Here is a 14389-nt window from a genome sequence, read left to right on the forward strand (position 1 = left end):
CACCTGGCACATCGCCCCAGCCACCGCATAAACGAAAGGGCCGCCCGGCCTCCGGCCGGGGCAGTCCCACAACAAGATTTTCAGCAGTCTTCTAGGCGCCGCGGCGTCGGTCCCGCACCTCCCGGAGTCGCCGGAAGCCGGCTGACGTGTAGGTGGCGACGGCGGCGACATTGGAGCTCGGGGTGCAGACGATCGCGCTCGACGAGCCCAGCACCTGGAGTGCGGCGGCCGCGGCGAGGGTGATCGCCTTGCCGTAGCCGTGCCCGCGGTGTTCGCGGTGCACGCCCATCGGCTCGAGCAGCCCGGGCTTGCCCGGACCGGCCGACCACACCGTCACCGCCGCCACCGCGTGGCCCCGGTCGTCGTACGCGACCAGGCACCGGGCGTCGGCGTACGGCAGTCCGGCGGCCATCGCGTGCCAGCGCTCCTCCAAGAACGTCGACCTGTCGAACGACGCCCGCTGTACCGCGGCCCGCACATGCGACTGCTCCTGCCGGACCACTTCGATCCGCACGCCCGGGTCCTCCACCGGTTCCGTGAGGTCGCGGCGCAGCGGCGTCCACGGCTCGTCGGGGTTCCAGCCGTCCTCGGAGAGCAGATCGTGGACCAGCGCACCCTTGGGTGCCTCGATGTACGCCTTCCCCTCCGCCAGTACGCCGCGCTCCGGCCCGGTCACGTCCTCGACCAGTTGCCGCGCCAACTCCTCGTCCCGCTGGGCGTCCGGGGCGATCGTCAGCCGCAACAGTTCGGGCCCGTCCAGCAGCCCGACGGCGAGAATCCTTCCGTCCCGGCCCCAGGTCCGGACCGCCGCGGCCGTCGCCTCCGCACCGAACCGCCAGTACCAGCCCAGATCTCCCGGATGCAGCTGCATCGGCGCCCCGTCGTACTGCCACTCCCGCAGCACGCCCACGGCCTCGCCCAACCCGTCGACTCCCGGCGTGCCCAACACGATCGCCATGCCCCCGATCCCACACCACCGCGCGGACAGCTCGCACCTGGTTTCGCCCGGCCGGCAGGGCGAGCCCGGGACGCCGGGCCCGCTCGCCGACGGCTCGGTCGATCGTCTCCCGCGCAGCTCCACCTCCTCTAGGCTCTTTGCATGACGGCCCGTCAAGACTCCCTGGTCAACCAGGAATCCACACCTCCGTCGAAAGCGCTGTGGCGCAACCGGGACTACGTGGGGTGGTGGGTCGGTGAGACGGTGTCGGGTTTCGGTACCGCTCTGTCGGCTTTTGCGTATCCGCTTCTGATTCTCACCGTGACCGGATCCGCAGCGAGTGCGGGTATCGTCGGCTCGACCGTGAGCATCGGCGCTCTCACGACGATGCTGGTCGGCGGCTCGCTCGCCGACCGCCACTCACGGCGGATGCTTCTGCTGGCGGGCTCGCTGCTCCAGGCTGTGGCGGTCGGCTCCGTCTGCTGGGCCGTGGCCTTCGACCATGTCAATGTTGCGTACGTTGCTGCGATCGGACTGTTTCAAGGCTTTGCCGGGGGACTGACCTCCGGTGCGTCTCGTCCGGCCCTTCGGCGAATCGTGCCACCAAAGCAGCTTCCGGCGGCCTTCTCGCAGATGCAGGGTCGCGACATGGCGGTCAGACTGGCTGCACCTCCTACTGGGGGCTTCCTGTTCTCCCTCGCTCGTTGGGTGCCGTTCCTCGGGGACGCCGTCTCATTCCTTGTGAGTGCCCTGGGTGTGCTGCTGATCCGTCAGCCGCTGGGGCCGGACGTCAGGGAAGCGCGGAGGGAGCCCGTCGTGGCAAGCATCCGCATGGGACTCGCCTACATTCGCCGTGATGCCTATTTGCGGTTCTTGACCATCTACACCGCCACGTTCAACGCAGCGGTGGCCGGCATGTTCCTCCTGGTGATCGTGCTGGTACGTGGTCACGGTGGCGGCCCGATGCTCGTGGGCTGGGTGAATTCGATCGGTGCTGTCGGAGGTCTCGCCGGAGCCGTGTTCGCAGGCCGTGTCACCAGGCGCTTTCACGGCCGTGCCATCGTGATCCTGCTCTCGTGGGTCACTGTCGTGGTCTTCGCGGCGATCGGGGTCGTCCCCCTGCCGTGGCTGATAGGTGTGCTGGTGGCCGTACTGCTGTTCCTGGTGTCGCCGATCAACGTCATCTTCGCCACGTACGAGACCCGGATGATCCCGGACGAACTCATGGGCCGGGTCAGCAGCGCGATCGACTCCGGCGCCTCCTCACTGCGATGGCTCGGCCCCCTCTCCGCGGGAATCCTGTCATCCGCGTTCGGCCCGACCACCGCAATGCTGCTCCTGACGGCAGTGGTCGCCCTTGTGGCCGTGGGTACTCAAGTCGCCCGCGGACTGCGCGTGCTGGACGTACCCATCGGTGACGTACGACCCGGCAGCATCTGACGGCCGCCCCGTCCACCGGTGAACGCACCTGCGACGAGTCGTCACCGTCATGGCTAGGGTGGGCGGCTCCACGGCGACCGACCGATCGTCCGCGGAACCGGAGGAGGGGACCCGCGATGAATGCTGGGCTGAGGGCGGCATACGACCTCGGCTTGGGGGTGGTCCTGCTGCTGGTGGCGCTCAACGTGGGCGATGCGGCGGGGCGGCTTCATCGCTGTGTGGCGCGCCATCCGAGGGCCGGCGCCGTCCTCGCTCCCGTGGTGCTGAGGGCCGTGGGTGCGGTCTTCGGTGTGATCGGGACGACGATCGGCGCGGTCCGTCTGGTTCATGCCGCGGCATAGCTGCTGACCGCGACGCCTGTCACGCGTCCTTCGGGCGCGCGATGAGGAGGGCCACGTCGTCGCGGTCGGCGTACCGTCCTGGGAACGGTCCGGAGCTCCGGCCCTACTCGCCGACGGCTCCGTCGATCGCCTCGCGCAGCAGATCGGCGTGGCCGTTGTGCCGTGCGTACTCCTCGATCAGGTGGGTGAGCACGTAGCGAAGTGAGATCGGCTCCCCCCGGAACTCCACCGTGTCGTCGAGCGACCGGAAGGCGTCCGTAACAGCACGAGAGCGTCCGCACGCCTCATGCCACAATGCGAACGCCTCGTCGACGTCGGCGCCGTCGACATGGAACTCCCCGAAGACGCCATCGACCGCGGGCCACAGCGCCGCACGCCGCTCGTCGCACAAGGCCGCGAACCAACTGCGCTCGACCTCCGCTGCGTGCCTGACAAGGCCCAGCAGGGACAGGCCTGAAGTCGGCACCGCCTTCTCCTTCAGCTGGGTACCGGTCAGCCCCTCGCACTTCGTGGCCAGCGTGGCCCGTTGATAGTCGAGGAACGAGGTCAGTGACGTACGGTCGTCGCCCACCTTGGAAGGTGCCCTGCGCTGGTCATGACTCATTCGGCGATCATGACAAGGGATGGGTCCATCGAGCCACCTCGGTCCGGAGGGCGGACATCGCGCCCTCGTCCTTCATCCGCAGGAAGCAGGGCACTCGCAGCTCGCAGAACGAAGCGGCCGCGAGGCGGAGTGGATTGAGGTCACGGACTCCACAGCGAAGCGGGCCACTGCCACGCCCACACGCTCTGGGTCCGTGGGTGTCCTTGCCGTCACATCTGCGTGGTCTTGGTCAGGCACGGACAGACGAACGAGGTTGCTGAACACGTACTCGCCGTGTGTCTCGGAGAATCCATCGGCCCACAACTCGACGAACCGGCCTGCGACGAGTTCCAGATGCCACCGGCTCGGTGGACCAGCGGCAAGCTCCATGCCCGCAGTGTAGGGACACACCTACCTCCGACCGCCATCGCTCCGTGCGGGCTCGGCCCGTTCACCGCGGGTCACGGACCTGGCACATCACTTCTCGACGCCCGGAGCCCGCGGGCGTCCTGGTGATCCACGGGCAGGCGTGAAGGGGGCGGCCACGCCGAAGCCGGCGCCCAGGCAGTCCTTGACGGCCTCGAGCCACGCTGAGGATACGGCGCCTGTCACGCATCCTTCGGGCGCGCGATGAGGAGGGCCACGTCGTCGCGGTCGGCGGGGTGGCGCAGTGCGGCGAGGAGGCGGTCGCAGGTTTGCTCGACCGGTTCGTCGGGGGCGTCCAGGAGGCGGAGGAGGTCGTCGAGGCGCTCGTCGATGGCGCGGTCGCGGGTCTCGACCAGGCCGTCGGTGTAGAGGACGAGGCGGTCCCCGGGGACGAGGTCGACGGTGGTGCTCTCGAAGGGCACGCCGCCGACCCCCAGGGGGGTGCCGGTGGGCAGTTCGAGCAGTTCCGGGCGCTTGCCGACGCGGACGACGACCGGGGGCAGGTGGCCGGCGTTGGAGAGGTGGCAGACTCCGCGACCGGGGTCGTGGACCGCGTAGACGCAGGTCGCGATGTAGGGGTCCAGCCCGTGGGTGATCCGGTCGAGGTGGCCGAGGACCTGGGCGGGGTCGAGGTCGAGGCCCGCGAGGGTGGAGGTGGCGGTGCGCAGGCGTCCCATGGTGGTGGCCGCGGGGACGCCGCTGCCCATGACGTCGCCGATGACGAGGGCGACCCTGCCGTCGTCGAAGGGGATCACGTCGTACCAGTCGCCGCCGACCTCGTTGCTGGCCTGCGCCGCGCAGTAGCGGGCGGCGAGTTCGAGGCGGGGGTGGGCCGACGGAAGTCGCGGGAGGAGGCTGCGCTGCAGGGTCTCGGCGGTGCTGCGCAGCTGCTGGTGGAGGCGGGCGTTGTCGATGGACACGGCGGCGCGGGAGGCCAGTTCGCAGGCGAGGGTCTGGTCGTCCTCGTCGAAGGGCTGCGGGGTGCGGGCGCGGGCCAGGCCCAGGACGCCGAGGATCCGGCCGCGGGCGATGAGCGGTACCGCCATGGCCGTGTGGACGCCCGCCCGGGCGAGCAGCGTGGCGGCGTCGGGGTCGCGGGCGATGCGCACCAGGCTCCGCTCGTCGGCGTGGGTGATCAGGCCGGGGCGGCCGGTGTCCAGGCATCGGGCGGCCAGGTGGTCGGGGCCGTAGGAGACGAGGCGGCCGGGCCGGCCGAAGGCCTCGGCCGCCTCACTGGCCTCGGTGCACTTGGAGGAGAGCGCGCGGAAGCGGGGGCGGTCGTGGCCGGGCTCGCCGCCGTCGTCGCGCAGCGCGGAGTCGAGGACGTCGACGGCGGCGAAGTCGGCGAGTTCGGGGACGACGACGTCGGCGAGTTCCCGGGCGGTGTCCTCCACGTCCAGGGACGTGCCGATGCGGGCGGAGCTGTCGGCGATCACGGCGAGGCGCGCCCGGGCGCGGTCGGCCTCCTGGGCGGAACGGTGCCGGTCGGTGACGTCCACCACGGAGGTGGCGATGCCCAGGACGTGCCCGTTCCCGTCCTCCAGCCGGAAGTAGGACACCGACCAGGCGCGGTCGGTGGCGGGGTCCGCGGGCGTGCGGCCGACGACGTACCGGTCGACGATCGGTGTGCCCGTCCGCAGGACCTGCCGGATCGCGTCCTCCGCCATGCGGAACCTGGCCCCGGGGAGCACCTCGCGGAAAAGGCGCCCGATGTGGTCGCCCTCGGCGAGGCCGTGCATCTCGGCGAGGGCGGGGTTGACGGAGAGGTAGCGCAGGTCGGTGTCGAGCACGGCGAGCCCGATCGGGGACTGGGAGACAAGTTGGAGGGAGAGGGCCAGGCCGCGTTCCAGGCGCTGCAGTACGGGCCGGTCGGTGGCGATCCCCAGGGCGTAGACGCGGCCGCGGCTGTCCGTGAGGCGGACGTTGCGGAACTCCGCCAGCCGGGTGCTGCCGTCCTTGTGGCGGACGGGGAACGCTCCCGACCAGCTGCGGCCGGTCTCCAGCACCTCCGCGAACAGCCTCATGGCGTCGCCGCGGTGCTCGGGGCGGACGAGCAGCGGCGCGGCGTACCGGCCGACGGCCTCGCCCGCGGTGTAGCCGAACAGTTGTTCCGCCTGCGGGCTCCACATGTCGATGCGCCCGTCCGACTCGAGCAGCACCGCGGCGACTCCCAGGAGGTCCATGAGTCCGCTGGGGCCGAGTGCCCTGGCCTCGAGCTGATCGGCCCCGAGCGGTGGCCGCGCTTCGCTCATCGCAGGCTCCCTCTTCGCCCGCCCCCTGGCCGATCCCTTCCGCTTTCCGCCCGTCCGCCTACCCCGACTCCGGCGAGTGAGTCCTGCTCGCGGATACCCGGCGGCCCCCGGTGGCCGGGTTTCCCGGGCCCGCTCCCGGGCAGGCGCCCTTATCGCACGAGAAGCACACAGAAGAGGGAAAAAACCCATGGCTGCAGATTTCCCGGGCGGCCGCCGCGTCCTGGCGGTCGTCTCCAACTACGGGGTCGAGCAGGACGAGCTGGTCGTCCCCGTCGAGCACCTCCGTGAGAAGGGCGCCGAGGTCACCGTCGCCGCGACGCACCGCGACGCCGTACGCACCCTGGTCGGGGACAAGGATCCCGGCAAGGTCGTGGAGCCGGACGTTGCCCTCGACGAGGTGGATCCCACCGGTTTCGACCTGCTGCTCATCCCCGGCGGCACGATCAACGCCGACAACCTCCGCCTCCAGGGGAAGGCGATGGACGTCGTGCGGGCGTTCGCCTCGTCGGGGCGTCCGATCGCGGCGATCTGCCACGGTCCGTGGGCGCTCGTGGAGGCGGGCGTCGCGAAGGGGAAGACGCTGACCTCGTACGCCTCGGTGCGGACCGACCTGCTCAACGCGGGCGCCGCGTCCTGGGTCGACGAACCCGTGGTGAGCGACGCCTCCGCGGGGTACCCGCTGGTCACCTCGCGCACGCCGGAGGACCTGGACGCCTTCCTGGGCGAGGTCGACAAGCTCCTCGTCGGCTCCGTCGGGTCCGTCGGGTCCTGAGCGCCGTCGTGGTCAGGGCTCGATGAGTCCGGCCCGGATCGCGTAGCGCGTGAGTTCCAGTCGGTCGCGCAGGCCGAGCTTCTGCAGGAGGTTGGCGCGGTGACGCTCGACCGTCTTGACGCTGATGAACAGCAGGCCGGCGATCTCCTGGGACGTGTGGCCCTCGGCGACGAGCTTGAGGATCTCCTCCTCGCGTTCGGTGATGGCCCGGGCGGGCAGGGGCTCGCCCTGGCGGGCACGTTCGAGGTAGGTGCGGATCAGGGTGGTGACGGCGCCGGGGTAGATGAAGGGCTCGTCGCGTACGGCGGCCCTGCAGGCCTCGACCAGGTCGCGGTCGGCGACCGACTTCAGGACGTACCCGCTGGCCCCGGCTTTGAGGGCCTCGAAGAAGTACTGCTCGTTGTCGTACATGGTCAGGATGAGGATGCGCAGGTCGGGGCGGAGCCTGCTCAGTTCCCGCGCGGCCTGCAGGCCGGTCATGCGGGGCATCGCGATGTCCAGGACGGCCAGGTCGACCTGCTCCCCGCGGGCCTTGGCGACGGCCTCGGCGCCGTCACCGGCCTCGGCGACGACGGTCAGGTCGGGTTCGCCGTCGAGGATCAGCCGGACGCCCCGCCGCACCAGCGCGTGGTCGTCGGCGAGGAGGATCCGGGTGGGCGGCGGGGCGGTCATCGCGGTCCGTCCGACGCCGGAGCGGGTACGTCGAGGCGGACGTCGGTGCCGCCGCCGGGGGCGGCACCGACCGCCAGGCGGGCGCCGATGAGCAGGGCGCGTTCGCGCATGCCGCGCATCCCGGCGCCCTCGGGGACCTCGCCGACGCCTTTGCCGTTGTCCCTGATCAGTAGTTCGGCCCCGCCTCCGGGAACGGCGCCCAGGTGGATCTCCACCCGGTCCGCGCCGGAATGGCGGGCCGCGTTGGTGACCGCCTCCTGGGCGACCCGGTAGAGCACCAGCTCGGTCTCGTGGTCGAACGCGGGGAGCGCGGGGCCGAAGCGGTCCACGACCGTGAGTCCGGGGGCGGTGAACTCGCCGGCCAGGGCGCGCAGGGCACTGTGCAGGCCGAGTTCCTCCAGGACGCCGGGGCGCAGGCGGCGCGCGATGCGGCGGATCTCGTCGAGTCCGGCGCGGGTGGTCTCCTGCACCTGCCGCAGGTCGTCCTTGAGGGGATCGGGGGCCAGGTCGGCGCTGCGTCCCAATTGCAGGACGACGGCGGTGAGGGTCTGGCCGACCTCGTCGTGGAGCTCCTGGGCGATGCGCTGCCGTTCGTCCTCCTGGGCGGACAGCACGCGGGCGCTGGTGGTGGCGCGCTCGGACTCCAGGCGGTCGAGCATGGTGTTGAAGGTCGTGATCAATGCGGCCATCTCCCCCGATCCGCTGACGGCGGGGCGGCCCCCAGGGCGGAGCAGGTCGGCGGAGTTCATCGCCCGGCTCAGCCGCTGCAGCGGCGCGAGCCCGACCCGGAGCAGCAGGGCGTTGGCGACGAGCATCGCGACCAGTCCCACGCCCAGCACCAGCGCTTCGCCCAGCAGCACGGGGGTGGAGACCGTGACGGGGCCGAGCAGGAGCACCGTGGCGACGACCAGCACCGCGCCGTTCAGCAGGAAGATCCGCCAGTACAGCGACATGGTCCCGCCTTCCTCGGGGGCTTTCCTCCACTGTCCGCCGCCGTCGCCGTGACGTCCTGCGCGTGCCCTGCCGCGCTTCTCCCGCCGTGGGTGGTGGGTACCCGGGTCCCGCTTCCAGCCTGCGCCGGGCCGGGGGGCCACCGCCATCGGGGCCGGCACCCATTTCCGCGCCCCGGGATTGGGTGCCGGCCCCGATGGTTCCGCGGGCGGGGCGCGGGCGACGGTGGAGGGGCAGGGCCCACCCGGCTCCGGGAGGAGGACACCATGCCGTACCGACACAAGGCCATCGAGGACATCGAGGCCGAGACCCGGCGCACCGACCCCCGCTTCGCCGAGGGGTTGCGCACCGGGCGCCCGTGCGCGCCGCGCGAGTACCGGCGGCGGCTGGGCTGGTTCCTGCTGGCGGTGGCGCTCGCCTGGATCCTCGTCGGCATCGTGCTCCCGCAGGGGCTGCTGATGGCGGCCGGACTGGTCCTGGCCGGAATCGCCGCGGGTGTCCTGGACCCCCGCCACGACACCGTGGGACGGGGCCGCAGGCGGGCGTGATCCGGGCGTATGGCGGACCGGATCGGGGGCCGGACGGGTGGCGGGCCGCTCCGAAGGTTGTTCGCGGGGCCCGCGTGTGGCGCCGTCGCACGCGGCTCCGGCGGGCTATTGTGACGCCGACCAATAAATTGCGCAAATCGTCACATTTTGGAGCCCTACGTGATCGAAGGCATCGGCAGGCGCCGCTTTCTCGCCGCGGGGGCGGCCGTCGTCGGGGCGGGCGCGACGAGCAGGGCCTGGGCGGGCACACCGCTCGCCGATGTGCCACCGGGCGGGATCCTGCGGAGCAAGGTTCGGCTCCCGCGCCCGTACCAGGTACCCCTGCCGGTCCCGCCGGTCCTCGAGCCCATGTTCCGGACCGCGACGACCGACTACTACCAGATGACCCAGCGCGTGGCGAAACTGGAGATCCTCCCGGGACTGCGCACCAGCTGCTGGACGTACGACGGTCTCTTCCCCGGCCCCACGCTCGTCTCCCGCTCGGGGCGCCGCACGATCGTCACGCACCGCAACGAGTTGCCCCAGCCGACCGTGGTCCACCTGCACGGCGGCCACACGCCCTCCGAGAGCGACGGTTATCCGATCGACCTGACGATGCCCGTCGGCAGCAGCATGTCGTACGCCGACGCGATGGAGGGCATGCCGGAGATGCACGGCTCCTCCGGCCAGCTCAGCCACGGGCAGCGCAGCTACACGTATCCGATGCTGCAGCGCGCGGCGACGCTCTGGTACCACGACCACCGCATGGGCTACACCGGCCCGGCGGTGTACCGCGGACTGGCCGGGTTCCACCTCCTGACCGACGACGAGGAGGACCAGCTCGACCTGCCGCGCGGCTCCCGCGACATCCCGCTGCTGCTCGCGGACCGGGCGTTCGCCGAGAACGGGGCGCTGTTGTACCCCGCGGCCGACTCCGGCATGCACAAGCCCGGCGTCGTGCACGCGCACCACTTCGGCATGATGGGCGACGTCATCCTGGTCAACGGCGCCCCGTGGCCCGTGCACCGGGTCAAGCGGCAGCGCTACCGGCTGCGGTTCCTCAACGGCTGCAACGTCCGGGACTTCCGCCTGGAGCTGGACCCCCCGCCGCCGGGCGGCAAGGGCCTGCTGCAGATCGGCAGCGACGGCGGACTGCTGGGCAGCCCGCTGGCGCACGACAGCCTGCGCATGGCCCCCGCCGAACGTTTCGACGTCATCGTGGACTTCGCCCGCTACCGGCCCGGCACCAAGGTGCGCCTGGTCAACCGGTACGGCAGCGGCAGCACCGCGCAGGTCATGCGCTTCGACGTCTCGCCGTCGTCCCGGAAGCCGCACGACGACACCCACATCCCCAAGCGGCTGTCGCGCTACCCGGCCACCGTCCTCGACCCCCGCAAGGCCGTGGCGCACCGGACCTTCGCCTTCCGGCACTCGCGGGACGGCTGGACGGTCAACGGCCTGCCGTACAAGCCCGGACGCTCGCTGGCCCAGGTGAAGCTCGGCACGATCGAGATCTGGAAGTTCACCTCGGTGTTCTTCCATTCGGTGCACGTGCACCTGGACGCCTTCCGCGTGCTGTCCCGCAACGGCAAGAAGCCGGGCGCGTTCGACGCCGGCTGGAAGGACACGGTGGCGACGGGCCCGGGCGAGACCGTCGAGGTGGCGGTCCGCTTCACCGACTACGCTGGCAAGTTCATGATCCACTGCCACAACCTCGAGCACGAGGACATGGCGATGATGGCCGACTTCACCACGCATTGAGGCACGGCGGCCCCGGCCCGGCGGCGTCCTAGGACGCGGACGGGCCGGACGGCTGTCCGGGGGCGGTGCCGCCGGGCGGGGGGCTCTCCCCTCCCGGCGGTCCGGGGGTGCCGGGGGCCGGGCTCTGCGGAACGGGGCCCGTGCCGGGCGGCGGGGACTGCGGGGCGGTCCTGCCCTGTTCCCCCGTCGGTGCGGAGGGGCCCGTCGAACCGCCGCCCTCGTCCGGGGCGGCCGGTGAGCCGCCCTGCGGCGACCCGGACGGGCTGCCGGACGGCGCGTTCTGCGGGGGTGTCGTCCGCTCGTCGCCGGAGGCCTTGCCGTCGCCGCTGTCGCGGGTGAACCACTCGCCGGTGCCCGGGTCGCGGACCACGAACTTCTTCACCGGCTCGGGCGCCGGGGCCACCACCACCGTCCTCGACGGCTGGTAACCGGGCCACGCCCGGCCGACGGTCCTGGCGCCGTCCTTCTGCTCGACCGGACCGGTCAGCGGGTTGCCGCAGGCGCAGCGCACCCGGGGCATCCCCCGGTCGTCCACCAGGACCGCGGTCCCGGCCTGCAGCACCGACTGGAAGGCGGTGGGCCTGCGGTCGCGGTAGCCGTGGTTGGTGACCCTCGTGTCCGCGCGGAGCTGGAGCGGGGTCAGGCCCCGCAGGTACGCCGGGACACCCGCGGGCGTGAGGCCCAGCACCGAGGCGAACGCCCTGTTCTTCGACGGGTCCGACGACAGGGCGCTGATCTGCTTCTCCACGTCGCAGCTGGCGGCGTCGCGCGTGCCGCCGTACAGACCGGGCATGCCGCCGCTGTAGACCTGCCGTACGGTGCCCCCCGTCGTCGTGGGGGTCGGCAGTGCCGGTGTCGCCGAGGGCGCGGCGGTCCCCTCGGACGTCGACCCCGTGAACGGGTTCGGTCCCGCGCTGCCCGCCGTCTGCAGGAACAGCTCGCCCTGCGTCCCGCCCGAGACGCCGCCGGGCCGGGTGAACACCACGGCCAGTGCCACCGCCGCCACCACCGCCGCGGTGATCGCGGCCACCTTGGGCACCGAGCGCCACCAGGGCCGTTCGTGTCCTCCGCCGTCCCCGCCGCCGCCCCCGCCCCCTCCGCCGCCGTCGTCCGGTGGTCCGCCTGGTGGCGAGGGCGGTCCGCCCACGACGACCGTCGGCGTCCGGCGCCGCCGTCCGGACGAGTCCCGGTCCTGGCCGAGTGGCCTCGCCTCGTCGGTCCCGTCCGATCCGGACAGCGGGCCCGAGGGCGGGCCCTCGGGGCGGGCGAGCGAGGGCGGTAGAACGCTCACAGGGCTTTCCTCCACTCGTCCCGGGCCGGCACCCCGGCCGGACGGCGTCGCCGGTCGCTTCAGAAGCCCCACCTGTTGACCATTGTGTGCGTCCCCCTCACAGTCCCCGCAAGCCGACGCCCGCCGGGGACGGCGCGTCCGGGCGGCCCCGGGAGGGCCCTTGCGAGGGGTGCGCCGCCGCGTCTTCGGGGGGACCATGGAATCGCGTCGGCACGGGCGAGAGGGGACGGCGGACCGACCGGCCGGAACGGCAGGCGGAAGAGGCGCCCACCATGAGCGACACGGATCGGTACACGACCGGCCCGGAGCGGCTGGACGGAGTCTCGACGAGCCCGAGCGGGCTGATGGACCTCCTGGGTGTGGCCGCGGTGCTCCTGGAGGGCGACGGCCGGGTGGACATGTGGAGCCCGCAGGCCGAGGCGCTGTTCGGCTACACCGCGGAGGAGGCCGTCGGCCAGTACGCCGCCCACCTGCTGGTCCACGACGCGCAGCGCAAGCTCGTCATCGGGCTGTTCTCCGAGATCATGAAGACCGGCGAGAGCTGGGCGGGGTCCTTCCCGGTGCGCCGCAAGGACGGCAGCCGGCGGCTGGTGGAGTTCCGCAACATGCGGCTGATGGACAGCCTCGGCGACTACTACATCCTCGGGCTCGCCACCGACCAGTCCACCATGCGCGAGGTGGAGCAGGAGGTCGCCCTGTCCACGCGGCTGATCTCGCAGTCGCCGATCGGCATCGCCGTGCTGGACACCGGCCTGCGGTACCTCAGCCTCAACTCCGCGCTGGCGCGGTTCCACGGCACCTCGGTCCAGGACCACCTGGGGCGGCCGTTCCGCAGCGTCCTCCCGGGCCACGACTACCGGGCGGTGGAGGCGGAGATGCGGCAGGTGCTGGCGTCGGGGGTGCCGATGGTCGACCGCTACACCGTCGGCCGGACCCCGTCCGACCCGCGCAGCGAGCACGCCTGGGCGGTGTCCCTCTACCGGCTGGAGGACCACCGCGGGCACGTGCTGGGCCTCGCCGAGGTCGTCGTCGACATCACCGAGCGGCACCGCGCGGCCGCGGAGGCCGACCGGGCCCGGCGGCGGCTGGCGATGATCGCCGACGGCTCCGCCCGCATCGGCACCGCCCTGGAGGTCGAGCCGACGGTACGGGAACTCGTCGAGGTCGTCGTGCCCGACCTGGCGGACCTGGCGGCGGTCGACATCCTCGACAGCGTCCTGGACCAGCGCGCCCCCGCCGGCCGGCAGGACGCGCCGGTGTTCCGCTCCCTGGCGATCAGGGCCGCCTACGCCACGGAGGCAGCCCGCGCCGTCCCGGCCCCGGGCGAGGTCGTCACCTACCACGCGGAGCACCTCTCCGCCCAGTGCGTGCGCACGCTCCGCCCGCACATGATCGCGCACGCCGGTCAGCACGACCTCGAGCGCATCACCCCCGACCCCGAATCGGCGCGGCTCCTCGCCGACGCCGGTGTGCACTCGTGCATGGCGATCCCGCTCATCGCCCGCGGCGAGGTCCTGGGCGTGCTGGGCATGAGCCGGGCCCGTACGCACGCGTCCTTCGACGAGGACGACCTGACCCTCGCCTGCGAGCTGGCCGCGCGTGCGGCCGTGTGCATCGACAACGCCCGCTGGTACCAGCAGGTGCGCAACACCGCAGAGACCCTGCAGCGCAGCCTCCTCCCGGAGCCGCAGCCCTACCATCCCGGCCTGGAGGTCGCCGCCCGCTACCGGCCCGCGCAGGCCAGGAGCAAGGTGGGCGGGGACTGGTACGACGTCATCCCGCTCGACGACGAGCGGACCGCGCTGGTCGTCGGCGACGTCATGGGCAGCGGCATCGACGCCGCCACGACCATGGGCCGGCTGCGCACCGCCACCTCCACACTGGCCGAGCTCGACCTGGACCCCGCCACGGTGCTGGGCCACCTCGACAAGATCACGCGCGGCCTCGACCCGTACATCGCGACGTGCGTGTACGCCCTGTACGACGCGCGCACGGCCGAGTGCCACCTGGCGACCGCCGGGCACCTGCCCCCGGTCCTGGTGCACGGCGACGGCTCCCCCGAGCTACTCGACCTGCCGACGGGGACGCCCCTGGGCGTCGGCGGCGTGCCGTTCGAGAGCACGAGCATCACGCTCGCGCCCGGGGACCGTCTCGTGCTGTACACCGACGGGCTCGTGGAGACCCGTGACGACCCGATCGACGAGCGCCTCGCACTGCTCCTGACCCTGCTCGGCACACCGGACGCCTCGGTGGAGGAGACATGCGACCGGCTCCTGCGGGAGCTGAGGGGCGCCGACGACCACGACGACGTCGCCCTCCTGATCGCCCACGCGGACCCGCACCGCCGGCCGCGGGGACGCCTCTGATCAGGTGCCGCCGGGCGGGTGGTGACCGCGTCCCCGGGTGGGCTCGGCACCGGGAGGGTGGAATGCATGG

12 protein-coding genes are annotated in these 14389 nt (G+C 72.3%); 6 read left to right on the forward strand and 6 right to left on the reverse strand.

Going from position 1 to position 14389, the window contains the following annotated elements:
- Positions 1 to 91 precede the first annotated feature (91 nt).
- Positions 92 to 958 carry a GNAT family N-acetyltransferase gene (locus ACFV3E_RS40230; RefSeq protein ID WP_500540521.1) on the reverse strand — a complete coding sequence of 289 codons (867 nt, stop codon included), beginning with the start codon at positions 956 to 958 and terminating at the stop codon, positions 92 to 94.
- Positions 959 to 1099: 141 nt separating this feature from the next.
- On the opposite strand from ACFV3E_RS40230, the gene ACFV3E_RS40235 reads away from it, so the two are divergent.
- Together ACFV3E_RS40235 and ACFV3E_RS40240 are read left to right on the forward strand one after the other, a co-directional pair.
- Positions 1100 to 2377: an MFS transporter gene (locus ACFV3E_RS40235; RefSeq protein ID WP_500540523.1), complete on the forward strand. Its 1278-nt coding sequence runs from the start codon at positions 1100 to 1102 to the stop codon at positions 2375 to 2377.
- A 116-nt stretch (positions 2378 to 2493) separates the two neighbouring features.
- Complete coding sequence (locus ACFV3E_RS40240; RefSeq protein WP_500540525.1) at positions 2494 to 2718, forward strand: hypothetical protein; 225 nt, start codon at positions 2494 to 2496, stop codon at positions 2716 to 2718.
- Positions 2719 to 2821: 103 nt separating this feature from the next.
- Here ACFV3E_RS40240 and ACFV3E_RS40245 read toward each other — a convergent pair whose 3' ends face one another.
- Together ACFV3E_RS40245 and ACFV3E_RS40250 are read right to left on the reverse strand one after the other, a co-directional pair.
- Positions 2822 to 3322 (reverse strand): DinB family protein, encoded by a 501-nt coding sequence (locus ACFV3E_RS40245; protein ID WP_500540527.1) that lies wholly within the window; start codon positions 3320 to 3322, stop codon positions 2822 to 2824.
- A 587-nt stretch (positions 3323 to 3909) separates the two neighbouring features.
- Positions 3910 to 5979: a SpoIIE family protein phosphatase gene (locus tag ACFV3E_RS40250; protein ID WP_500540529.1), complete on the reverse strand. Its 2070-nt coding sequence runs from the start codon at positions 5977 to 5979 to the stop codon at positions 3910 to 3912.
- 187 nt (positions 5980 to 6166) lie between these two features.
- On the opposite strand from ACFV3E_RS40250, the gene ACFV3E_RS40255 reads away from it, so the two are divergent.
- Positions 6167 to 6751, forward strand: coding sequence for a type 1 glutamine amidotransferase domain-containing protein (locus tag ACFV3E_RS40255; protein ID WP_500540531.1), 585 nt, complete (start codon positions 6167 to 6169; stop codon positions 6749 to 6751).
- Between the two features lie 12 nt (positions 6752 to 6763).
- Here ACFV3E_RS40255 and ACFV3E_RS40260 read toward each other — a convergent pair whose 3' ends face one another.
- Both ACFV3E_RS40260 and ACFV3E_RS40265 read right to left on the reverse strand, forming a co-directional pair.
- On the reverse strand, positions 6764 to 7423 hold the full coding sequence (locus ACFV3E_RS40260; protein WP_499509200.1) for a response regulator transcription factor: 660 nt from the start codon (positions 7421 to 7423) through the stop codon (positions 6764 to 6766).
- Entirely contained in the window at positions 7420 to 8376 is a 957-nt protein-coding gene (locus ACFV3E_RS40265) for a HAMP domain-containing sensor histidine kinase (RefSeq protein ID WP_500540533.1), read from the reverse strand. The genes ACFV3E_RS40260 and ACFV3E_RS40265 overlap by 4 nt, the downstream gene beginning before the upstream one ends.
- Positions 8377 to 8640: 264 nt before the next feature.
- On the opposite strand from ACFV3E_RS40265, the gene ACFV3E_RS40270 reads away from it, so the two are divergent.
- Complete coding sequence (locus tag ACFV3E_RS40270; RefSeq protein WP_499509202.1) at positions 8641 to 8922, forward strand: DUF3040 domain-containing protein; 282 nt, start codon at positions 8641 to 8643, stop codon at positions 8920 to 8922.
- Positions 8923 to 9081: 159 nt separating this feature from the next.
- On the forward strand, positions 9082 to 10662 hold the full coding sequence (locus ACFV3E_RS40275; RefSeq protein WP_500540535.1) for a multicopper oxidase family protein: 1581 nt from the start codon (positions 9082 to 9084) through the stop codon (positions 10660 to 10662).
- Between the two features lie 28 nt (positions 10663 to 10690).
- Here ACFV3E_RS40275 and ACFV3E_RS40280 read toward each other — a convergent pair whose 3' ends face one another.
- A complete protein-coding gene (locus tag ACFV3E_RS40280) occupies positions 10691 to 11953 on the reverse strand; it encodes a DUF6777 domain-containing protein (protein WP_500540537.1) in 1263 nt (420 codons plus the stop codon).
- A 272-nt stretch (positions 11954 to 12225) separates the two neighbouring features.
- Between ACFV3E_RS40280 and ACFV3E_RS40285 the strand changes: the two genes are divergently transcribed.
- Positions 12226 to 14319 (forward strand): SpoIIE family protein phosphatase, encoded by a 2094-nt coding sequence (locus tag ACFV3E_RS40285; protein WP_500540539.1) that lies wholly within the window; start codon positions 12226 to 12228, stop codon positions 14317 to 14319.
- Positions 14320 to 14389: the final 70 nt, after the last annotated feature.

The organism is Streptomyces sp. NPDC059718 (assembly GCF_042733315.1).
GTDB lineage: Bacteria > Actinomycetota > Actinomycetes > Streptomycetales > Streptomycetaceae > Actinacidiphila.